This is a genomic window from Agrobacterium sp. ICMP 6402 (assembly GCF_009498615.1).
GTDB lineage: Bacteria > Pseudomonadota > Alphaproteobacteria > Rhizobiales > Rhizobiaceae > Agrobacterium > Agrobacterium burrii.
The window spans coordinates 1,531-24,178 of sequence record NZ_QSNV01000004.1 but is presented as its reverse complement, the minus strand read 5'-3'; the positions used below and the strand labels follow the sequence as shown (position 1 = coordinate 24,178).

The following is a 22,648-nucleotide window of genomic DNA, read 5'->3' as shown; positions in this document are numbered from 1 at the left end:
GAGATTGAGCAATGAACATGTTGTCGGAAGCAGCAGTTGAAAAGGCGCTGGACAAGAAAATGAATGAAGTTACATACAAGATGATCGGCAAGGACGTTTCGGTTTTTTACGGCGAAAAGCGCGCGCTTTACGACGTTAACCTCAATGTCCGCGAGAACACGGTGACTGCGCTCATCGGTCCGTCCGGTTGCGGTAAATCCACCTTCCTGCGCACCTTGAATCGCATGAACGATACGATCGATGGCTGCCGGGTCACCGGCAAGATCACCCTCGACACCGATGATATCTACGACCAGGCGATCGACGTCGTGGAATTGCGTGCCCGCGTCGGCATGGTGTTCCAGAAGCCGAACCCGTTCCCGAAGACGATTTACGAGAACATCTCCTACGGCCCGCGCATCCACGGTCTTGCCCGTAACAAGGCGGATATGGACCAGATCGTCGAACAGAGCCTGCAGAAGGCTGGTTTGTGGAATGAGGTCAAGGACCGCCTGCACGAATCCGGCACCGGCCTTTCCGGTGGTCAGCAGCAGCGTCTGTGCATTGCGCGCGCGGTTGCCGTTAGCCCGGAAGTGATCCTGATGGATGAGCCCTGCTCGGCGCTCGATCCGATCGCAACCGCCAAGGTCGAGGAACTGATCCACGAACTGCGCGCCAACTATACGATCGTTATCGTCACGCACTCCATGCAGCAGGCAGCACGTGTTTCCCAGCGTACGGCCATGTTCCATCTTGGTCATCTTGTCGAAGAAAACGAAACGGACAAGATGTTCACCAATCCGGACGACCAGCGCACGCAGGATTACATCATGGGTCGCTTCGGCTGATTTCCGGCCGGCGCTTTATCGAAACCGAACAAGACTGGTGCCTTTGCCGTGCCCCGCTGGCGTGCACGTGCATGAAGGCCAAGCCGGAGGATTAGACCATGACACAGACAACGACCCATTCGCATATTCTGTCCGCTTATGACGACGAATTGAAGTTCCTGACCCGCCGCATCGCCGAAATGGGCGGTCTGGCCGAGCAGATGTGCGCCGACGCCGTGCGCGCACTGGTCAATTCCGACGCTGCGCTGGCGCAGAAGGTTATTTCCGACGACGCGATCCTCGATCATTCCGAGCGCGAGATCGGCGACAAGGCCATCGTCACCATCGCCAGACGGCAGCCTGTCGCGGCCGATCTTCGCGAAATCATCGGCACGCTGCGTATTGCCGGCGATCTCGAGCGCGTCGGCGACCTTGGCAAGAACACTGCCAAGCGCGTTATCGCGGTTGCCGGCACCGGCGTGCCACGCAAGCTTGCCCGCGGTCTCGAACATCTGTCGGAACTGGCGCTGGTGCAGCTCAAGGAAGTACTTGACGTCTATTCCACGCGTTCCGCCGAGAAGGCCAACGCCATCCGCGAGCGTGACGAAGAAATCGACGCCATGTACACGTCGCTCTTCCGTGAGCTTCTGACCTACATGATGGAAGATCCGCGCAACATCACCACCTGCACGCATCTTCTGTTCTGCGCCAAGAACATCGAGCGTATCGGCGATCATGCGACGAATATCGCTGAGACAATTTATTACATGGCCACCGGCAGCCAGCCGGAGGGCGAGCGTCCGAAGGACGATAGTTCCAACACACTCGGTTCTGTGACCGAATAACAGACAAGCAGAAGCTTGCGGAGTTCAGCATATGGTGCCCAAGATTGCAGTTGTGGAAGACGAGGAAGCGTTGAGCGTCCTCCTTCGTTACAATCTCGAGGCTGAGGGATATGACGTCGACACGATACCCCGTGGCGACGAGGCGGAAATCAGGCTGCAGGAGCGTATTCCGGATCTTCTCATCCTGGACTGGATGTTGCCCGGCGTTTCCGGCATCGAGCTGTGCCGGCGCCTGAGAATGCGGCCCGAAACCGAACGCCTGCCCATCATCATGCTGACAGCGCGCGGTGAAGAAAGCGAGCGGGTGCGTGGTCTTGCCACCGGCGCCGACGATTATGTCGTCAAGCCGTTTTCGACGCCGGAACTTATGGCCCGGGTCAAAGCGATGCTGCGTCGCGCCCGTCCCGAGGTTCTTTCATCGGTGCTGAAATGCGGCGATATCGAACTGGATCGCGAAACCCATCGCGTTCACCGCAAAAGCCGCGAAGTCCGTCTTGGGCCGACGGAATTCCGCCTGCTGGAATTCCTGATGACATCTCCGGGTCGGGTGTTCTCCCGCTCGCAGTTGCTGGACGGCGTCTGGGGTCATGATATCTATGTCGATGAGCGCACCGTTGACGTTCACGTCGGACGCCTGCGCAAGGCGCTTAATTTTTCTCACATGCAGGATGTCATCCGCACCGTCCGCGGTGCCGGGTATTCGATGGAAGCTTGAGCGAAGCCGGGTTTACAGCTTCAGTGAGCACAAAATCCGACCAAAAATCAAAAGGCCCGACACCATTCCGGTTTCGGGCCTTTCGGTTTTGAACATTCCCTAAAAATGAAACTCCATCCGTTGAACGGGCAATCGACGGCCGGCCCGGTATCCGGATTGTGTGGCAAGGCACGGCGGTGATGGAGGAAACGGTCAGGCGTGCCACTGGCATATTTCCCAACCGACCTGATTTTGTCAAAAAAAACGGGCCAGAAGGCCCGTAGTTTTTGAGTGCTGAATGCGTGCCGCAACACTCAAGCCTTACGGCGCTCACTGACCGGCTGATAAGCGAGCTTCGCATGGAACTTGCAATAGGGCGAGGATTCCAGCGCCTCGCAACCGCAGAAGTGGAAGTCATCCTTCAGCGGGTCGCCGACCGGCCACTTGCAGGTGCGCTCCGTCAGTTCCGTCAGCGTCAGGCGACGGGAAATCGGCGTAACGACATTTCTGGAAGAAGGAACGTAGTCGAGAACTTCGGCGGTCTCGATGCCGATTTCTTCGTGCAGCGCTGTTGCCGCGTTCGAACGGGTGAGAATTCGGGCCGGCGCCGCGTTGACGCGGCCCGCGAAATTTGTCGCGCGCGGGGCAGGTGTTGCTGTGCGCTTGGGCGCGGAGCGTGCCGAAGTGACCGGTCCGCCAGCCTTGACACGTCCCGGCAGATTGAGACGGTGGACCTTGCCAATCACGGCATTACGGCTGACGCCGCCCAGCTGTGCTGCTATCTGGCTGGCGCTAAGTCCTTCGGCCCACAATTTCTTGAGTTTCTCGACCCGCTCGTCTGTCCAGTTCATGCCGCTTCTCCGCTTGTCGCGTATATTTCGGCAGAATCCATCTCCGTCTCGCGGGTGTGCCGCAAGCGTGGTTCCTACCGGATTTTAGGTGACTAGTTCCGCCGCAATGCAGTCTAGTAATTAGCGATTAACCTAGTGCCAGCCCGACTCCGTGGCAAGAGTCGCGGGAATCATCTGGAATCGATTTTCCGGTTTTCCCCAACTTGCTGGAGTGTTGAGTCAGAAAGGCAACACCTTGGGGCTCTCTGGCGGCTGCCTACTAGTGCTTGAGAAGCCCGGGAAACGCGGACTTTTGTTGACATCGGCAAACGAACTGACAATAGTGCCCCTGCCGCCGCGAGGCGGCATTTTTGATTTTCAGGCGAGGGATAACCCCGCGAGCCTATTGACAACCTTATGACAGCGCATCCGCGCAAGGAGTGATACAGCCATGGCCGAAGCCGGCGCGCCATTGTTTGATACGTTTTCAAGAGCCCCCCTGCGCTTCGAGCGCGGTGAAGGCGTCTGGCTGTTCACGGAGAGTGGCGAACGATATCTGGATTTTGCAGCCGGTGTTGCGGTCAATTCGCTGGGCCACGCCCATCCGCACCTCGTGGAAGCAATCAAGACGCAGGCCGAGAAGGTCTGGCACGTCTCGAACCTCTATGAAGTACCGGGGCAGGAAAAGCTCGCCAAGCGGCTGACGGAAGCAACCTTCGCAGACAAGGTGTTCTTCACCAATTCCGGTGCTGAAGCGCTGGAATGCGCCATTAAGACGGCGCGCCGTTATCATTATTCAAAGGGTCATCCGGAAAAGTTCCGCATCGTTACCTTCGAAGGCGCCTTCCATGGCCGCACGCTGGCGACGATCGCTGCCGGCGGTCAGCAGAAATATCTCGAAGGTTTTGGCCCCAAGGTCGAAGGTTTCGATCAGGTTCCTTTCGCCGATATCGATGCCTTGAAGGCCGCCATCACGACTGAGACGGCGGCGCTTTTGATCGAGCCTATTCAGGGCGAGGGTGGTATTCGCGCGCCGAGCAAGGAATTCCTGCAAATCCTGCGTGGATTGTGCGACGAGCACGGCCTGCTCCTGATTTTCGATGAAGTCCAGACAGGTGTCGGCCGCACAGGTAAGCTGTTTGCCTATGAGCAGACCGGCGTTGCGCCGGATATCATGGCGGTTGCCAAGGGTATCGGAGGCGGTTTCCCGCTAGGGGCCTGCCTTGCAACAGCGGACGCCGCCTCTGGCATGACGGCCGGTGTGCACGGCACCACCTATGGCGGCAATCCGCTGGCTATGGCGGTTGGCAATGCCGTGCTGGATGTCGTTCTGGCCGACGGTTTTCTGGAAAAGGTTCGTGATGTTGCGCTGGTCTTCCGTCAGGGGCTGGCGTCGCTCAAGGATCGTTATCCTGATGTGATTGAGGAAATTCGTGGCGAAGGCCTGTTGATGGGCATCAAGGCGAAGGTTCCTTCGGGCGATTTGCTGCAGGCCATGCGCGCGGAGCACCTGCTCGGCGTGCCGGCAGGTGACAATGTCATCCGTCTTCTGCCGCCGCTCGTCACCACGGCGGAAGAGGCCCGCGAAGGGCTGGCGCGAGTGGAAGCGGCTGCCGCCTCCCTGACAGCGAAACAGGCGAAAATCGCCTGAAACCAATCAAGGGCGGGCCTCTTTCCGGAGGCTCGCGAGCATGGGACTGTTTGAAATGGCTTCACCAAAACATTTTCTAGACCTTTCGGCCGTCGGGTCGGAGGATTTGCGGGCGATTCTTGATGATGCGCACACGCGCAAGATTGCCACCAAGGCCGGCACGGCTGAAAAGCCGCTTGCCGGCAAGATGCTGGCGATGATCTTTGAAAAGCCGTCCACCCGCACCCGCGTCTCCTTTGATGTCGGCATGCGCCAGCTCGGCGGCGAAACACTCTTCCTGTCGGGCACGGAAATGCAGCTCGGCCGCGCCGAAACGATCGGCGATACGGCCAAGGTACTGTCGCGTTATGTCGACGCCATCATGATCCGCACCACGGATCATTCGCGCCTGCTTGAGCTTGCCGAACACGCGACCGTGCCTGTTATCAACGGCCTGACGGATGACACCCATCCCTGCCAGATCATGGCGGACATATTGACGTTCGAGGAACATCGCGGCCCGGTCAAAGGCAAGACAATCGCCTGGACCGGTGACGGCAATAACGTGCTGCATTCTTTCGTTGAAGGCTCGGCCCGCTTCGGTTACCGCATGAATATGGCGGTACCCATGGGGTCTGAGCCGCACGACAAGTTCCTGAACTGGGCGCGCAACAATGGCGGCGAGATCGCGCTTTATCATGATGCCGACAAGGCGGTTGCCGGGGCTGATTGTATCGTCACCGACACCTGGGTGTCCATGAATCAGGAACACAAGGCGCGCGGCCACAACATCTTCCAGCCGTATCAGGTGAATGAAGCGCTGATGGCCAAGGCTGATAAGGATGCGCTGTTCATGCACTGCCTGCCGGCGCATCGTGGCGAGGAAGTGACGGATGGCGTCATCGACGGGCCGCAATCGGTGGTCTTCGATGAGGCGGAAAACCGGCTCCATGCACAGAAGTCCGTTATCGCCTGGTGCATGGGCGTCATCTGACGACCAGCGCCGGTTTCGACCGACGCTTGGCCGGGTGCTTGAACTTGGCCGCATACATTACCATTTGTGGGACTTCGAAGAGGCTCGTCGGTTTTTTGCTGGCGGGCCATCATCAAGATTTGCAGGATTTCCCCCGGAGGCGGTTTCGCTTCCCGGATCTCTGTGCGACAAGCGAAAAAAGCACATTCAAAAAGCCGGACTTTTGGACGGTAGCGGCGCAACGGCTGCGCCAGGGAGTTATGATATGGCAGATGTAACGGTTGAACTGGACGATCTCGTTCTTGCTGGCGACGACAAGGTTGTACCCTTTCAGGTCGAAGGTCTGGATGTGCGCGGCCGCGCCGTGCAGGTCGGGCCGCTGCTGAACGCCATCCTCGAACGGCACGACTATCCCACAGTTGTCGCCCGCCTGCTGGCGGAAGCGACGGTTCTGACGGCGCTGATCGGCACATCCCTGAAGTTTTCCGGCAAGCTGACCGTGCAGACCAAGGGCGATGGCCCGGTCGATCTTCTGGTGGCGGATTTTACCGCGCCGGAGAGCATGCGCGCCTATGCCCGTTTTGATGAAGAGCGACTGGCCGAGGCGATCGCTGCCGACGCCACCTCGCCCGAGCAATTGCTGGGCACCGGCATTCTCGCATTCACGATCGATCAGGGTATGGGTATGCAGCCCTATCAGGGCATCGTTCCACTGGATGGCTCGTCGCTGGAAGAAATCGCCGGGGTTTATTTCCGTCAGTCGGAACAGCTTCCCACCCGCGTGCGCCTCGGCGTTGCCGAGTTCTTCGACCGTGACGGTGAAGGCAAGCCGCGCCATGGCTGGCGTGCCGGCGGCGTGATTGCCCAGTTCCTGCCCCAGGCGCCGGAGCGTCTGCGCATGCGTGACCTTCACGGAGGCGACGGCGACGAGGGCAATTACGACGTGGCGGAGGACGATGCCTGGACTGAGGCGGTGTCGCTGCTGAACACGGTGGATACCGACGAGTTGACCGATCCGCAGGTGCCGGTGGAGCGTCTGCTCTACAGGCTTTTCCATGAGAGTGGCGTGCGCATCTATGATCCGCAGGTCATTTTCGATCGTTGCAGCTGTTCGCGGGACAAGATCAAGGGCGTTCTGTCCGGCTTCACCGCCGAAGAGATCAAGGCGAGTGAGGAAGACGGCGCAATCGCGGTGACCTGCGAGTTCTGCTCCACCACCTATCGCTACGATGTCAGCGAGTTTGAAAACGTCTGAATAAAAAAGCCGCGCCTTTAAAAGGTGCGGCTTCTCAACTGTTCGGGAGTCTCAGTTCAACACCCGCAAAAGCCCGGGCGAATCCAGCGAAAAGGCGGGTATGGTGACATTGAACACCTCGCCCTTTTCCGTTTCCATTTCATAATGGCCGAACATCAGGCCTGAAGGCGTATCCAGCGGACAGCCGGAGGAGTACTCATAGCTGTCGCCGGGGTTCAGGTGCGGCTGCTCGCCGACGACGCCCGGTCCGTATACTTCATCCACCTGGCCGTTTTGATCGGTGATATGCCAATAGCGATTGACGAGTGTCACCGTCATGTCGGAGTTGTTCGAGATCACGACTTTATAGCCCCAGACGTAACGATCGTCATCCGGGTCGGATTGTTCTTCGAGATAATACGGATCGACCGTTACCTCGATATCCCTTGTCAGAGCACGATACATACGCGCCACACCTCGATATTATGCCTGCTGCCATTATCCTACACTATAGGCTCTGGCGATCGTCAAGAAAATGAATGGCTTGACGGGCAGGCGCCACCTGCTGTTGCGCCGTTTTCCACCGTTAGGGATAACGATAAAGGTAAATATTGGTTGCCCGCCACAGGATTTTGCCCCTTGCGGTGCTGGCTGCGCCATGGCCCGACGCAGGGTGGGGCCATGGCGCTTGTGGATTGAATTTTCAGGCGGAAACGGCTGCCAGCCCCTTCGCCAAATCTTCCAGCAGGTCGTCCGTGTCCTCGATACCGCAGGAAAGACGTAAGGTTCCACCGGAAATGCCCAGTTCGGCGCGCGCCTCATCGGAAAGGTTCTTGTGCGTCGTGGTGCCGGGGTGGGTGATCAGGCTCTTGGCATCGCCCAGATTGTTGGAAATCTTGACGATCTCCAGCGCGTTCTGCAGCGCGAAAGCCGCATCCTTGCCGCCCTTCAGCTCGAAAGCCACCAGTGTCGAGCCGCCGGACATCTGCCGCGCAATAATATCGGCCTGCGGGTGATCGGCGCGGCCGGGATAGATGACCTTGGCGACCTTGCCGCTATCGGCGAGGAAATCGGCGATCTTTGCGGCATTTTCCGTCTGCTGTTTGACGCGCAGCGGCAGGGTCTCGATGCCCTTCAGCAGCGTCCACGCGTTGAACGGCGACATGGCCGGGCCGGTGTGGCGGAAATAGTCCTGCAACTCTTCCTCGATCCACTTCTTGTCGGAAAGGATCACGCCGCCGAGGCAACGGCCCTGACCATCAATATGTTTGGTCGCCGAATAAACCACGATATGGGCGCCGAGTTCGAGCGGCTTCTGGAAGAGCGGCGTCGCGAACACATTATCGACCACGACTTTGGCGCCAATCTGGTTGGCAAGCTTTGCCACGCCGGCAATATCCACCACTTCGAGTGTCGGATTGGTCGGGCTTTCAAGGAAAAACAGCTTGGTATTCGGCTGGATCGCCTTTTCCCAATTGCCGAGATCGCGGCCGTCGATCAGCGTGCATTCGATGCCGTATTTCGGAGCAAGCGTCTCAACCACCCAACGGCAGGAGCCAAAAAGGGCGCGTGCGGCAACGATATGGTCGCCGGCGCGCAGCTGGCACATGATGGCGGCGGTGACAGCGGCCATGCCGGAGGCAAGCGCCCGGGCGTCTTCCGCACCTTCCAGCAGGCACATGCGCTTTTCGAACATGTCATTGGTCGGGCTTGCATAACGGGCGTAGATGAAGCCGTCCGTTTCACCCTTGAAGCGCGCTTCGGCGGCTTCGGAGTTTTCGTAGACGAAACCCTGGGTCAGATAGATTGCTTCCGACGTTTCACCATAGGGGGAGCGTAGCGTACCGCCGTGAACGAGCTGGGTTGCCGGGCGCCATTTATTGCTCATGTGATCACCTTCAAAACAAAAAAACCGGCCGCAAAAGCAGACCGGTTCCAAGCACCCGGTCTTTTTAGCCACTTATTTAACGTGGCTGCAAGCCGACCGGCCAAATCACCACGGGATAAGATTGCCATACTGCCGTTACCCGCTTGCGTCAATGCCTTCCTTTTGGTTTTGTCGCGGTCAAAAGGAATGATGACCATGACGAGAACCACGGGCATTTTGGCGGATGGCGCTATCCGGGCGCTGTTTGCGGGCGGCAAGCTGAAAAGCGAGGCCGAGCTCGATATTGACCAGGTGCAGCCCGCCAGCCTCGATCTGCGGCTGGGTTCAAAAGCCTATCGCGTGCGCGCCAGCTTCATGCCCGGCCCTGGAACCCGCGTCATAGACAAGCTCAACCGCTTCAGCCTGCACGAGATCGACCTCAGCAACGGCGCAGTGCTGGAAACCGGTTGCGTTTATATTGTTCCGCTGATGGAAAGCCTGGAACTGCCGGCGGAGATGTCGGCTTCGGCCAATCCCAAAAGCTCGACCGGTCGCCTTGATATTTTCACCCGCGTCATGACCGACAACGCGCAGGAATTCGACAAGATACCGGCGGGATATGCCGGCCCGCTTTATCTGGAAATCAGCCCGCGTACCTTCCCCGTGGTGGTCCGCCGCGGCTCGCGCCTGTCGCAGATCCGCTTCCGCATAGGCCATTCGCTGCTCAACGAAAATGAGCTTCTGAAGCTGCACGAAACGGAAACGCTGGTTGCCAGCGAAACGCCCAACGTCACCGGTGGCGGCATCGCCCTTTCCATCGATCTCAAGGGTTTTGGCGACAATGGGCTGATCGGCTATCGCGGCAAGCATCACACGGCGGTGGTGGATGTCGACAAAAAGGCCCAGCACGACGTGCTCGATTTCTGGGAGCCGCTTTATGCGCGCGGCCGCGCCGAACTGATCCTCGATCCGGATGAGTTCTACATTCTCGTCTCGCGCGAAGCCGTGCACGTTCCTCCGCTCTACGCGGCTGAAATGACCCCCTTCGACCCCTTGGTGGGCGAGTTCCGCGTGCACTACGCCGGCTTCTTCGATCCCGGCTTCGGCCACGCGCAGGCCGGCGGCACCGGCAGCCGCGCCGTGCTGGAGGTGCGCAGCCACGAGGTGCCCTTCATCCTCGAACACGGCCAGATCGTCGGCCGTCTGGTTTACGAGCACATGCTGCACAAACCAGAGGGCCTCTACGGCACGGGTCTCGGCTCCAACTACCAGGCGCAGGGCCTGAAACTTTCCAAGCATTTCCGCGCGGAATAATGAGCCTGCCGGGTGCTTGACACCCGATGCGAACTGTCCGATGTCTTATTTCACGGTGCGGGTGTAGCTCAATGGTAGAGCAGCAGCTTCCCAAGCTGAATACGAGGGTTCGATTCCCTTCACCCGCTCCAGCGACCTTTCCAACAAGATCAACGACGTCCAACAAGCGCTGATTTTTCAGCGCTTTTGCCTCGTGTGCGCGTAAGATCGTGCAACGGTATGCAGTGACATCCAGCAATTTTGTCGGTAAAAATCACGGTATTCGTCATCGTGGTGGGAAGCCGATACCGTAAAATGGCACTGACAGACATTCAGGTTTAAGAATGCCAAAGCCGACAGCAAGCCGTGCAAGCTGTCTGATGAGAAGGGGCTTTACCTCTACATTTCGGTTGCTGGGGGAAAGTCTTGGCGCTTCGATTACGATTTTTTCGGAAAGCGAAAAACTCTTACGATTGGGGCGTACCCAACGGTTGGGCTGGCGGATGCCCGTCGATTGCGCGACGAGGCCAAGAAGAAGCTGGCTGAAGGTTTGGACCGGTGTCATTGCGGATGAATTCATTGAGAAGCTGAAACGCGACAAGCGTGCAGAGCCGACCATCACGAAGAATAAATGGATGTTGAAGGATCTCGCAGCAAAGCTTGGACCTTATCCGGTCACCCAGATTACCGCGCGTGATGTTCTTGCGGTGTTGACCACCATCGAAAAGAGCGGGCGAGTGGAAAGTGCATTGGCAACGCGCGCTGCCATTGGTCGTGTGTTCCGATATGCCATCGCAACGTCAAGGGCCGAGAACGACCCGACGTCGGCGCTACGGGGGGCTCTCCAACGCCACGTGCCGGTCAACCATGCCGCATTAACGACGAAGGCTGAGATGGGCGGCCTGATGCGTGCGATTTACGGTTACGAGGGCTGGCCTTCTTTGGTTGCCGCATTGAAAATCCAAGCCTTGTGTTTTGCCCATCCCGGTGAGACGCGCTCGATGGAGTGGACGGAGTTAGATTTTGATAAGTTAGTTTGGACCATACCCGCACAGAAAACCAAAATGCGCAGAGAGCATCATGTGCCGCTTTCAACACAAGCAGTGGAAGTTCTCACGGAGATGAAGGAGCTGTTTGACGATAAGCCCTATGTCTTCCCTTCAATGATGTCCGGCAAGAAGGTTCTATCCGAGAACTCCATGAATTCAGCTCTGCGGCGCATGGGGGTGACTGAGGCCCAGCATACCGCGCACGGCTTTCGTTCTTCCGCCAGCAGCATATTGAACGAGTCTGGAGAGTTCAGCATCGATGCTATCGAAGCTCAGCTTGCGCATCTCGATACGCGGGCCGTTAGACGTATCTACAATCGGGCCACATATTGGGACGAGCGAGTGAAGATGATGCAGTGGTGGGCCGACGTTCTCGATAAGGCGCGAGCGGACACTAAAAGCTCTGACCAATTGGCAAGTTTGCATCGTTGAATGTTTGAGAGGCCTTGCTGAGGGTTCAAGGCGAGAAAGTGAAAGCTACACCGACATTGATATGTCTCCGGTCGTAGTTGTAATTTCATCTGGCAGTCGAAAAAGTAAATTATATGTAGTCTTTTTCAACTCGATAGTTTTTCTCAATCATCTCGATGAGTAGTGGAGCGCTAGGAAGAGAAGGTCCTTCTGGATATTTCTTTTCCTCGTTCGTGAGAGGGCGTTTTACCCGCCATTCTTTTTCTCCATCCCAGAAAAACCAAAGAGTATCGTCCCCTTTGAGATTATTGGTTCCACGAAAAATCGGGAAATTCTCTAATTTTTCTGAAACCGGAACATTTGCGACTAGCGTAAATAGCCCTTGTCGAACTGCATCTTGTATAAGAAATGTTGTGATAAATTGCGGATCTTGGCAGACCAAAGAAGAAAAATCCTCCGGCTCTTTTGCAAAGAACTGTCTAAAGACAGCGACAACAAATTTCCATTTCGGATGGGTGTGGGTAACCTGCCCATAACAAATCCCTTCTGAAGTCAGAATTTGGAAGACATCGCCGATTTTCACTGTTTTACGTTGCAACATATCTATTTCGTCCATTGGTATTCGACTCTGTCGAGAAGCTCTTTGCCACGGACTAGGGCTTGCTCGTAGGCCGTTGGATTTTTTGTTTTCGAAATCGAGTTTATTTTGTTGAGCAGGTCGCCATTATTTTTGCCTAAACCGTAATAATTAATGAGGGTTTGCTCAACTGCTCTGGCATCATCCCGTGAAAGGTTCGACAAGCCGCGAATTTCCGTGATCTTTATTCCCTTTTCGCGCAGATGCTCTGCGCCTCGGCGCGCGATATCATCTGTGATGCCAACATATCTTGTCGCGCCATCTACAACGCAACTGTAAACGCATGTTTTACCCCCGATACTTGCTGACGCTGTTTCGGTTGCAGTTTCAATTGCTCTTACCGTATCGGCATCAGCATTTTTTCGAACCCATCGCAGTAGATCAGCACCCGCCTTCGACCCAGGAATGACGCTACCGATTGTTAGCTCTATGCCTGCATCTACCGCTGCCTGTTTTGCCATGGAGACGGCTTGATCGCATGCGGACTGGCTGCCAGCGTTGCACTGGTACGTTGCGACGGTGATATCAACGGCATCCGACGCCACAAGAACCTTGTCGGTCACCTCTAATATAACGCCAATTACGATTATGACAGGGATCCAGAAGGCGTTGTTTTCGGCGGCATTTCCGCCCGCGTCGGCTCCGGTATCAACATTACCTCCGGCAAGGGCGGCGGCAAGACCAGCAGCGACGCGTGCGACATCCACGCCGCTTGCACGCCAATTGTTGACGAGCACTATCGCTTCGTCACGCGTTAGATCGCGTTCTGTCAACGCATTGTGGATACTCTTTTCAATCAGCTCTGCGGTAACTTCACCGACAACGCCGCCGATCGCTCCAGACTTGCAGTCGCCAGCGGCAATTGCACCAGCCGCACAACCAAGCGCCGCATGTGCGATCATCTGGGAAACCTTATCGATTTCTCCTGTATGATACGCCTTGCCGATTTCCTGCGCGATGTTTTCGCTAAGAACCGCTGCGGCTTCGAGCCTGAATGCATCAAGCAGGTTTCGGTCGAGCTTGCCGCCTTCGATGGCGGTAGAAACACCCGCCTTGACGGTGGCGCGAATAAGGCCCTGCTGAATGTCCTGGGTGATCCGGTCGGCCAACGGTGCGTTTGCCGGGAGCTCATTCCCAAGACCAGCCATGTCGGCCAGCTGAACCGTCAGTCCTGCAGCCACCATGGAGGTGAGCAACGCGCGGATATTGGCAGACGAACCGAGTTCCTTTAGGGCCGCACCGATGTCGCCCTGATTGTTGACCAGTGCCACTGCGCTCTTGTTGATGAGCGTTTGAAGTCCCGCCTGAATAGCCGCTTCGGCAACTGCATTGCCGGCCAAGCCAAGTGAACCGGCAACGGAACTGGTAAGGCTTGACGTGAAGCCCGTCATTGGTCCTGTGAGAGCGGCCGTGATGAGTGTCACCAGCGCCGCACCGGCCTCAGTCAGTCCTTGAGACTTGTAGTCCCACTGTTGGAACTGAGCATCGACGGCCTTCCAGTCCACCTTGCCGGCGAGAGCCGGGTCGTTGCGGATATCTCCGACCCAGGAAAGGCCGGGGGACTGCGAGAGTTGATCGAGCGAGGCTTCTAGATTGCCGGTCTTGTGGTATTCGATGACAATCCCGTTGCCGGCATCGATCTTCAGGCCGCCACCTGCCTCGATCTCGACATGGCGGATCGTTTCTTCGGCCTTGCCCTGATCACGCTCGTTCCACCAGAACAGATCTTCCTCACGCTTAAAATCCTGCTTGAAGCTCTGGTCGGTGTTTGTGAGAAGGGCGACCTTGCCTTCTTCCGCTTCGAGGCGGGTTTCTCCGCCGCTTTTTATCTGCGGTGCCTGCAACGTCACATCGCCGGTTTCCGAGATAACGGAGAGGTCACCTCCTGCCGTGATCGTCGTCGCTTCGGTGTCCACGGAAGAGGACTGGCGACGAATATTGGTTTCGGTGCCGAGGAAGCCGCCCGTCTTGATGTCGAGCTTCAGGTCGCGGCTTTCGCGATTCTGCACGGAGGCGATGGTCACGTCGCCATCAGCCTGAACGGTGACGTCTTCGCCACCCGTCACCGTCACGCCTCGAAGGGCGAGATCGTCACCGGCATCGATAAGGAGATTGCCGCCCGCCTGTAGTTCCGCCAGCGTGTTGGTCAGGCTATAGGCCCGGTCATACCCGCCCTTGATCTTGTCGTCGCGGGACCGTTCCAGTTCGAGCGCCGATATCTCGATCGCGCTGCCCGCATCCAGCGTCATGTCATCGCCGGCAACAAACTGTCCGCCTTCGGAAACGATCGACCCGGATGCCTTGAGAAGCAGGTCCTCACGTGCCTCGATACGAGCCGTTTGCTGGGCACGGTCGGCAAAACCGTTGGCATAGACATCACGAACCTTCGCCGTGTCGTTGACGACGGCGTCTGCCTCAACGGTGACGTTGCGGCCCGAAACCGTGCCGGAACGGTTAGAGAAGATGCTGCCGGCATCGATGACGATATCAGCGCCCGCAAACAGGCTTCCTCCATTGTTGAAGAGGGCCGCCGAGGTATCGATGGAGAGGTTGCCGACGGTGGAGATCGTTCCCGAGTTTGTCAGCGCCGCCGTTTCGATTGTCGCCTGACCGGCCTTGATCTGCGCGCTGGCCAGACTGGTGTTGGCCGCAGTCGAATGGGACAGATAGACGCGGGGGACCATTACCTCGTGCCCATTCACCGTCTGCTTTTCCAGCCAGACGATGTCCTTGGTCAGCGCACCAATCTGTGACGGTGTCAGCGCGACGCCGAAGGTAAGCCCCAATTCCTTTTGGGCATCGATGGCGTTGTTATAGAGCGCCTGTATGAGTTGATAGGGATCGAGGCTGGAACCGAAGGAGCGGCTACCGGTCAGATTGAATATCTGGTCGCGGATAAGGCGATATTCGACGTAAGCATCGCCCAGTCGCTTCAGTGGCAGGTCAGGATTGTAGCCGCCGATGTGGCTGAGGAAGTAATCGGAACCAAGGAACTTGGAAGCATCGATGAACTCGGATCGGGTTTCGATCAGGAACGGCATGTTGGGAGCCGCAATCGTCTGGAACGTGGCCTGCCGTCCGATCAACGAATTGACGCTGACATCAAGCGCCGAGATGTTTGCAAGATTGCTTGCCTGCGAGGCGAAAGCGACGTCGGCGACCGACAATGCCCGATCACCGGATGAAAGCCCGATCTGGCTTGCCTGACCGCGCACGGCGTTGTTGTTGAGATACCCGCTGACATTGGCGCTGAGAGTGCCGCCGGCCTCGATGGTCCCGAACACGGAATCGTAGGTGCGTGAGGATGTGCCTGACTCTGTGGTCGTCCAGTAACGCGTCTTGCGGTCGACGCAGACGCCGAGAATTCTTCGCGCGCAATAGCGTTCAGAGTGCTCTGTCACCGCCGTCGTTTCGATGGTTTCGATCAGGTCACGACCTTCGTTCATGATCGAAGCAGCCGTAATCGCGATATCACCATTGGCAGCGATCTGGCTGTAGCTGTTGGTCAGCGCTCCAGTGTCGATTTCGATCTTGCCTCCCGCCAGAAGCTGGGAGGCGGGTCCGTTCGCCGTTGCTTTTTCCCGTTTTGTAACGGTGGTCGTCGTGGTTGATCCGGATGCCGAGGATTGCGATGTCTCATCAATGGTCGCGGTCAGGCCCTCCCTCCGGTTGGTGAGCGAAGCGACGTTCAGGGCCATGTTACCGGACACCGCCTCGATTGTGCCGGAACGGTTGTCCAAAGCACCAGCGCGCAGGCCGGTCAGACCTTTGATGACAAGATCGGTCTCTGACAGCACATCGGCATTGATGTTGGTGAAGCTGCCATCCAGAGAATAGGTCGAGGAGGTGCCGGAATAGAGCAGTCCGGTATTGGAAAGGTTGCCCGCAAGCTCGGCGAGAAGTGGCCCGTTCGCTGAGCCGACCGAACCTGCATTGGCAAGGGATGCCGCCCGCAGCGCCAGCCCGCTGCTGCCGTTAAGCACCGCACCTGCCTGAGCATTGACGTTTCCAGCCCGGCCATCGTTTCGGCCCGTTAGTGTCAGCGCGCCATTTGATTCTATCTTGCCGGAAATGGTGGCATCGCCATCGATAGAAAGGCCGATCCCGTTCCGCGCGGAGATTTTCCCGGAGTTTTGGAAGTTGCCGGAAAGAGCGGCGACGATTGACTGGTCATGAGCGGTCAAAAGACCCTGATTAACAAGCCCTGCCGCCTCCATATCCACGCGTCCGGCGTTGATGGTGCCGTTGCTAGTGATCGTTCCACTGGCGGCTTGCAATGAAAGTGCATCCTCGACCAGCAATTCACCCGAACTGCCGATATTCCCGCCGGCTGAGACGGTTGCGGAGGCGGTGCTTAACAGCGTACCGGCATTGGTAATGTCGGTTTGTGCGGCGACGTCGAGCGTGCCTCCCTGTGCGGCAATGGAACCGTCGTTGATGATCGATCCGGCGGACGCTTTCACCCCTGCATTGGCGGCAACAAGTCCGGCCGTCGTGTTTCGAAGCGCGCCATCCGCCGTCAGTGTGACCTTGTCCGTGGAAACGACGCGCCCCGAATTCTCGATGTCCCCTTTTGACGAGAGGATGGCACCGTCGTTTCCGGCGATTTCGCCTGAATTTGCCAGATTGCCGCTTATAGTTCTGAGTGTTGCCGACGATTTCGCCGCGAGGCTGGCACTGGAGGTGAGGCTTGCAGCTTCTGCGAGAAGCGCGCCGCCCGAAACGTAACGGCCGCTATTGATCGTCAGACGGTCGACTGATGTAACGGTGAGATTGCCGCCAGCCGTGATGCGCCCGTTTACTGCAACAATGTTATCTGTCTCAAGCGTGATGTCAGAGAGTGACCGAAGCGTGTCGCGCCCGGTATCGGTTGTGCGCGTCAGATTGATGTTATCAGCCTTGATTGTCAGCAGACCCCCGGCAGCAAGTTGACCCTTCCCTGCCTCTAGTGTCGAAGCCACGACGTTCAGGGTGCCGGTGGCTGTTTGCTGCCCGGCGCTGTCAGTTCCCGATGCCGCGAGTGCATCCGTGCCGAGCGACACGGTCTCCCCCTTGAGTGAGACGTTGCCTTTGCTGATGACAAGGGCGTTATCGGCCAGTTTTACGCCGCTCAACCCTTCGAGCACGATGGCTTCGTCTGAGAACAGCGTGCTTTCAACCGTAACCGCCTGCTTGGCGGATCTGGCTGTGATTGCCTGCTTGGCTTGCGCTTTTCCGAGTGTGAGCTTGCCGTCGGCGCTGAGCGTCATTGCCCCGGCATTGGCGGCCATATCGCCGGACATTTTGACGCCGGCACCTTTGTCGGTGGAAATGATCTTGATGCTGCCGGCATACATGCCGCCCAGCAGCGAGGAATCGATGGCGATTGCCGGTTCGTCATCATCGGATGCCATTGGTGTCACCAGCCCGGATTGATAGGCGTAGCTGTTGCGGCCCGCAACGAGATTGAGTTCGCCGCCAGCCCTGACCGGGCCATCGACGGCGATCTTGCGCGAAACGATATCGAAGATATTGACCGAGCCGAGGTCGGCACCATTTGCGCCGATGCGGACGTCACCGCCATTTACGCGTAGACCGGACAAAGATCCGTCTGGTCCCAGTTCCGGCGTGCCGGTCGATAGGGTCACGCGTGGTGTATTGATGAAGCCGCAGCCATTGCAGGTGAGCCCATTCGGATTGGCGATCACGACATTGGCACCGCCGCCGTGGACCTCCACAGCTCCTTGCAGAAGCGAGCGGTTGGAGCCGGTTACCTCGTTTAGAATGACACTGGCCGGGCCGGAATTGCGCAGATTGGCATTGCCCTGGACGAGGCCGCCAAGCTGTGAGCGCAACAAATCCTGATTGGAGTTGTTGAGGATGACACCATTCGGGCCGACATTGAAGTCGCCATACTTATTGTGAGACAGGCCGGCAGCGTTCGGTGTGACGATATCGATCAGCGGAACGCCATTGCCGGTTGCGCCGATACCGGGCTGGTTTGCGAAGCCCGCTGCCTGATCAGCCCGGATTTCCTGCGCTTTCAACATCAGCGGCTGTGTTGCAAGAATAGCGCTAAGTGTCAGCGCAACGGATTTGCGGGCGATGATACCAAACCGCAAACTACGCGAGTTCGGTTGTTCAACTCTGCGCTGCTTTTCGAGTTTCGATTTTGGCATGCCATTGCTCCATACTAAGGTGGCTAGTGAACGAACGCGCAGAGTTCGCAGTCTAAAATGAAACCGACAGGCGTGCCTGTACCAGTCCTGACGACGGGCGAAGGCTACTGGGCAGGTCGGGCATGGAAAGAATGTCGGCATAGGACACATCGAAATTGATGCGGCCGCCGCGATTTCGGAGACCGATCGCACCACCGATGATATTTCCGCCGAGTGCGGTTCCGGACGGGTCGGCAGCACTATGTCCCAGATCCAGCGCGACGTAAGGTTCCAATCGTCCGATGATCCGGGTGGCCTCGGCATCGTTGAGTTCCGGTAACAGAACCGAAAGTTCGTTGCGCATCAGGATTGCCTTGCCGGAATAGAGAATTGCCTCGCGCGCACCCCGTACTGTTGAATAACCGCCAAGCGACATTTGCTCTGAGCCAAACAGCAGGTCGTCGGTCCACTGGCCGGTAACGCTGGTGTTGAAGATCATCGTCGCCGCCCCGAGCTCCTGCGTCCGGAAATATCCGAGCGAAGCTGAAAGCGTCTCGCACTGGCCTTTCGGGGAACCTGCAGGTGCGGTGGAATCGTCGAATGCACCTAAAATATCCAGACCGCGATTATAGCCGAAGCTGACGCTTGCCTGTCCCCCGAGGAGCTGGCGGGAGTGGCCAAGCTCCACCGTCGCGACGGAAAGCACACGGCTTGAGACGTCGATGCGGCTACCGAGCAGGAAGTTTTCAGTTTCCTTCCATGTCAGACGCCCGGTCATCCACGTCTTCGATGTCTGATCCCGGTGAAGGACGCGCGAGACGTAGGGAGCCACCGAATGCGAACCACCGGATGTCTCGATGGCGGATAGCGGCCCTTGAAGGGTAGAGTGGTAGTTGCTCCAGGAACCATTGATCCCAAAAGTCCAATAGCCGTAAGGTACGGAAACGGCTGCTGTCAGCGTGTTGCTGTTGGGACGATCGCTCGACAGAAAAAGCGGATGGTGATCCATCGAGCGCTGGTAGCCGAAGAGCCATTCGTCGTTGACACCGAAGATGTTATCCAGCCCGAAATCCGCACGTGACTGATAGATGCCGGTCGCATTGCCGCCGAGATTGTCCGCCGACAGGCTTACATGCCATGGACGCGCCTGCTCTACAGCCACATCAAGAACCGAGCCCCCCTGACCCTTGCCGGATTGCAGCGCGATCTTGCCCTTGCTGGAGCGTAGCCGATTGATCTGGTCGAGGCCCTGTTCAATATCGCGCAGATTGGCCGGCTCGCCACGTATGCCGGGAAATGCGGTCGCGATGCGGTTATCGCTGGGTGCCTTGCCATTCAAGGTGATATCTTCGAGGCTCCCTTCGATCACGGAAATATCCAGTGAACCGTCGGACAAATCCTGTTCCGGCAGATAGGCGCGCGAGGCGATATAGCCGCGTTCGACGTAAAGGTAGGTCAGTGCCTCCAGCACGCTGTTTAGTTCGGCAAGCCCGAGGCATCGTCCTTCCCACCGGCGTATAGTGTGCGTAACGGTCGCGGCGGGGACGAGCGTTGTTCCACTTACCGAAATACGACTGACCGGCAGGCAAGTTTCGCCGGGGGCGGAGGAGGCGGTATCGGGAGCGGTTGTCGGCCTTCCCTGCGGCGCACGCGTGGTCTTGCGCAACATTTCTTCTTGTCGAAGCCGATCCTGTTCGGCCTGCTGTCTTTCGATCTGGTTCGCCTGACGTGCCGCGTCGTTTGTAACGCCTTGCGCATGGGCAGGCGCTGTTTTCACGGCGAGCGAAAGCAGCGCGGCGGATAACGCAAGGCCGGAAAAACGGCTGGAGCTACGCAAGACCTTCAATTGCCGCCATCCACGGCCTTGGAAGGAGCAGTCTTATCGTCATTCACCGCCTGTGTGCTAGGAACTGCTCCCGACGCCAGTGCATCGAATGCTTTGGTGAACCCCTTCAGTGAGAAAGACGCCTTCACGGTCTGGCTGTTGAGCAAGCGAAAATAGGCGGTTCCGTCGGCTGCTTTTTTCATCTGGGCGAGGCGGTCGCGGTCCAGCGGAACGATGACGAAACAACCAAGATGATTGCAGTTGCGGTATTTCAACAGGGAAGGTTTCGCTGTGCCGGCCGCGAAACCAAAATCCGATGCGAGATGAACATCGAGCGGCGTTAAAACCACCAGCGCCCAATCCGCTTTTCCTGCTTTGTCGTTGGCGCGGGAAACGGCAAGGTTTAGGACCTCAAGAGGCTTGCCATTCTGGCTGACCATGAGTGGCTGAGCGATTTCACAGGCGGGTGACGTTGCTGGTTTTCCATTTGTCGCAGGCGGTGCAACGCATCGCAACGTCCAGTCGTCGAAATGCTCGACCCGAACATCGGAAGGGGCACGAATGTCGGTTTGCCCTTTAGTCGTTGGTTCTTGCGCCCAGCTCGGAACGGTTGCGAATGAAATTGTACCCGCCATAACCAAGGTAAATGCGATTCGAGCGAAAAAGGAGGGAACCCTGAGTCCTGTCGTCAAACCCTTGTGATGATGGACGCAGGTAAAGCTTGTCTGAAAAGAGAGGGCGGGCAACTGAGAATTCATCCGGAACCTGTTTTTTTAGTAAACTAGCATCTTCAGGGTGTATTCTCTGCGGCCATAGCAAACAAATACAACCTTGAAAAGTACAAAAAAATAACAGGCACACTTTCTCGTTGCTTAACGGCATGCGTCTAGTTTTGCGGAACGGATTTGCCACCTTCAGAGGTGCACTAAAGACGATAGTATCCGGTATACCTGCATGCGTGAGCACTTTACCTCCCGCGCTATTGCAGTTGGTCCAGCGCCAAGTTTATGAAGTTGCACAACGAGGTTGCTGTCGATACGTGTCTTGCCACCTTTGTATATACCAAGATTCTTCGCGCGTTCGATGCCCTCGCGCTGTCGCTCTTTGATGAATCGTCGCTCCATCTGAGCCACCATGCCGAGCACGGTCAAAATAACTTTCCCATTTCACCTTTTGTTGAGACGTGTGGCTCGAGGACAGTGACGTATGCGCCGCGCTGTTCGCATTCGTGGACGATATTCAAAACGTCACGGGTGTCACGGCCGAGGCGATCAAGGCGTGTGACGATCAGTTCGTCATCTTCGCGCAAGAACTCGATGATTGTTGCCAACTCGGTTCGGCCTTGACGGCTTTCACCGGAAACCTTTTCGCACCGGACGATTTGGCAGCCTTCGGCTATAAGCCGCTGTTGTTGAATTTCTAGATCCTGATCGAGCGTACTAACGCGGGCGTACCCTATACGAGCCATGTGTCACCTCAAGCTTTAGGCTTGACGCTACCCTGTCACAAATAGTCGCTGTCAACCCAGATGTTACATGGGTGGCTGTAACTACCGACTCGTCACATGAAGGTATACCCTTATGTGACCCGCTGTTGCACCTTGCGGACATGCACGTCCAGTTTATGAAACGAAGGTTTTGGTTTCGATTGGGAGGATGCAAACGTCCGACCAGCACCGACGTCAGTGCGGAGAAGAGGCACGGTGCTAGCGAACGATCATTGGCTTCTGACAGGCGGCAGGCAGCCTTTGCTGTCACCTCAAGTCTTTATTCCAGTTTTGTCGAACAGGCTTTTGCGGAAGTCGGTTGAATAAGCACTCGCAGCTACCTCCTTAACCAGATGGCCCTGCCATGTCGCCTTAAGGCCAAAAACGCTCTGAATCTTAGCCAGCGCGATTTTTCCGTCTGCCAGACGTCGCCTAGCCTTCTTCCGCTCCTCATCGCCGAGTTGGTTCAGATAGCCTTCCGTCCTATTGCGCATCTCTTTGAACCGGACCATGAAATCGCGCCAATCACCGTTCTTAGAAGTTACAGCATCCTTGATCGACTTCATCGATCGCCAGGAGGACGCATCTGCATAGAACGTGTTGGCAAATGCGCCGCTCATTAGCTTCGCCTTGTGCCTCTCATAGCTGACGTATTTGCACAAAGCGGCCCAGTATTGCGGGTACACTATTTCTTCTATGCCGTCGTCGATGTCCGACGCCGAGCGTTTGCCCAAACCATGGAGTGACACGTCATTCTCGATATACGTCACGATGTCAGCGTAGTTAATCAGGATATTTTCGGCTTCGTGCTCAGCTAGGAACATAATTCCCTTCGAGGTTTTCCACATCGAAAAACGGATCGATACATTCCCTAAACTTTTCGTAGCCATTGTAGGATACGGAGGCCTCGCCGTCGAGAAGTCCGAAAACC

17 protein-coding genes, 1 tRNA gene, 1 pseudogene and 1 riboswitch are annotated in these 22,648 nt (G+C 57.1%); of the genes and pseudogenes, 10 read left to right on the top strand and 9 right to left on the bottom strand.

Going from position 1 to position 22,648, the window contains the following annotated elements; all coding sequences use genetic code 11:
• Window positions 1-11: 11 nt before the first annotated feature.
• The 3 genes from pstB (at window position 12) to phoB (ending at window position 2,366) form a co-directional block, all read left to right on the top strand.
• Window positions 12-827, top strand: coding sequence for a phosphate ABC transporter ATP-binding protein PstB (gene pstB, locus DXT96_RS13165; RefSeq protein WP_149898471.1), 816 nt, complete (start codon window positions 12-14; stop codon window positions 825-827).
• A 98-nt stretch (window positions 828-925) separates the two neighbouring features.
• On the top strand, window positions 926-1,651 hold the full coding sequence (gene phoU / locus DXT96_RS13160) for a phosphate signaling complex protein PhoU (protein WP_142840984.1): 726 nt from the start codon (window positions 926-928) through the stop codon (window positions 1,649-1,651).
• 31 nt (window positions 1,652-1,682) lie between these two features.
• On the top strand, window positions 1,683-2,366 hold the full coding sequence (gene phoB, locus DXT96_RS13155) for a phosphate regulon transcriptional regulator PhoB (RefSeq protein WP_003493692.1): 684 nt from the start codon (window positions 1,683-1,685) through the stop codon (window positions 2,364-2,366).
• A gap of 293 nt (window positions 2,367-2,659) precedes the next feature.
• On the opposite strand, the gene DXT96_RS13150 is transcribed toward phoB, so the two are convergent.
• Window positions 2,660-3,196, bottom strand: a complete 537-nt coding sequence (locus tag DXT96_RS13150; RefSeq protein WP_153515149.1) for a GcrA family cell cycle regulator — start codon at window positions 3,194-3,196, stop codon at window positions 2,660-2,662.
• A gap of 430 nt (window positions 3,197-3,626) precedes the next feature.
• On the opposite strand from DXT96_RS13150, the gene DXT96_RS13140 reads away from it, so the two are divergent.
• From DXT96_RS13140 to DXT96_RS13130, 3 genes are all read left to right on the top strand, one after another.
• Window positions 3,627-4,826: an aspartate aminotransferase family protein gene (locus tag DXT96_RS13140; RefSeq protein WP_153515148.1), complete on the top strand. Its 1,200-nt coding sequence runs from the start codon at window positions 3,627-3,629 to the stop codon at window positions 4,824-4,826.
• A gap of 55 nt (window positions 4,827-4,881) precedes the next feature.
• Window positions 4,882-5,799, top strand: a complete 918-nt coding sequence (gene argF / locus DXT96_RS13135; protein ID WP_149898475.1) for an ornithine carbamoyltransferase — start codon at window positions 4,882-4,884, stop codon at window positions 5,797-5,799.
• A 244-nt stretch (window positions 5,800-6,043) separates the two neighbouring features.
• On the top strand, window positions 6,044-7,033 hold the full coding sequence (locus DXT96_RS13130) for an Hsp33 family molecular chaperone (protein WP_149898476.1): 990 nt from the start codon (window positions 6,044-6,046) through the stop codon (window positions 7,031-7,033).
• A 51-nt stretch (window positions 7,034-7,084) separates the two neighbouring features.
• On the opposite strand, the gene apaG is transcribed toward DXT96_RS13130, so the two are convergent.
• Both apaG and DXT96_RS13120 read right to left on the bottom strand, forming a co-directional pair.
• Complete coding sequence (gene apaG, locus DXT96_RS13125) at window positions 7,085-7,477, bottom strand: Co2+/Mg2+ efflux protein ApaG (RefSeq protein WP_046799401.1); 393 nt, start codon at window positions 7,475-7,477, stop codon at window positions 7,085-7,087.
• A 238-nt stretch (window positions 7,478-7,715) separates the two neighbouring features.
• Window positions 7,716-8,900 carry an O-succinylhomoserine sulfhydrylase gene (locus DXT96_RS13120; RefSeq protein WP_149898477.1) on the bottom strand — a complete coding sequence of 395 codons (1,185 nt, stop codon included), beginning with the start codon at window positions 8,898-8,900 and terminating at the stop codon, window positions 7,716-7,718.
• Window positions 8,901-8,943: 43 nt separating this feature from the next.
• A riboswitch (SAM riboswitch) is annotated at window positions 8,944-9,022 on the bottom strand.
• A gap of 73 nt (window positions 9,023-9,095) precedes the next feature.
• Between DXT96_RS13120 and DXT96_RS13115 the strand changes: the two genes are divergently transcribed.
• The 4 genes from DXT96_RS13115 (at window position 9,096) to DXT96_RS27410 (ending at window position 11,653) form a co-directional block, all read left to right on the top strand.
• Window positions 9,096-10,193 carry a 2'-deoxycytidine 5'-triphosphate deaminase gene (locus tag DXT96_RS13115; protein WP_153515147.1) on the top strand — a complete coding sequence of 366 codons (1,098 nt, stop codon included), beginning with the start codon at window positions 9,096-9,098 and terminating at the stop codon, window positions 10,191-10,193.
• 57 nt (window positions 10,194-10,250) lie between these two features.
• A tRNA-Gly gene (locus DXT96_RS13110) sits at window positions 10,251-10,324 on the top strand.
• Window positions 10,325-10,545: 221 nt separating this feature from the next.
• A complete protein-coding gene (locus DXT96_RS27200; protein WP_236776618.1) occupies window positions 10,546-10,746 on the top strand; it encodes an Arm DNA-binding domain-containing protein in 201 nt (66 codons plus the stop codon).
• On the top strand, window positions 10,676-11,653 hold the full coding sequence (locus DXT96_RS27410; protein WP_371418871.1) for a tyrosine-type recombinase/integrase: 978 nt from the start codon (window positions 10,676-10,678) through the stop codon (window positions 11,651-11,653). The genes DXT96_RS27200 and DXT96_RS27410 overlap by 71 nt, the downstream gene beginning before the upstream one ends.
• Window positions 11,654-11,762: 109 nt before the next feature.
• On the opposite strand, the gene DXT96_RS13100 is transcribed toward DXT96_RS27410, so the two are convergent.
• The 6 genes and pseudogenes from DXT96_RS13100 to DXT96_RS13075 form a co-directional block, all read right to left on the bottom strand.
• Window positions 11,763-12,248, bottom strand: a complete 486-nt coding sequence (locus DXT96_RS13100) for an Imm26 family immunity protein (RefSeq protein WP_153515146.1) — start codon at window positions 12,246-12,248, stop codon at window positions 11,763-11,765.
• Entirely contained in the window at window positions 12,236-18,427 is a 6,192-nt protein-coding gene (locus tag DXT96_RS13095) for a DUF637 domain-containing protein (RefSeq protein ID WP_194287634.1), read from the bottom strand. Before DXT96_RS13095 ends, DXT96_RS13100 begins: the two co-directional genes overlap by 13 nt.
• 52 nt (window positions 18,428-18,479) lie before the next feature.
• A complete protein-coding gene (locus DXT96_RS13090) occupies window positions 18,480-20,252 on the bottom strand; it encodes a ShlB/FhaC/HecB family hemolysin secretion/activation protein (RefSeq protein WP_153515144.1) in 1,773 nt (590 codons plus the stop codon).
• Window positions 20,249-20,989, bottom strand: coding sequence for an invasion associated locus B family protein (locus DXT96_RS13085; RefSeq protein ID WP_153515143.1), 741 nt, complete (start codon window positions 20,987-20,989; stop codon window positions 20,249-20,251). Before DXT96_RS13085 ends, DXT96_RS13090 begins: the two co-directional genes overlap by 4 nt.
• Before the next feature lie 156 nt (window positions 20,990-21,145).
• Window positions 21,146-21,699: pseudogene (locus DXT96_RS13080) on the bottom strand (recombinase family protein).
• Window positions 21,700-21,989: 290 nt separating this feature from the next.
• A partial coding sequence (locus tag DXT96_RS13075; protein WP_210251590.1) for a hypothetical protein occupies window positions 21,990-22,648 on the bottom strand: 659 nt, incomplete at its 5' end.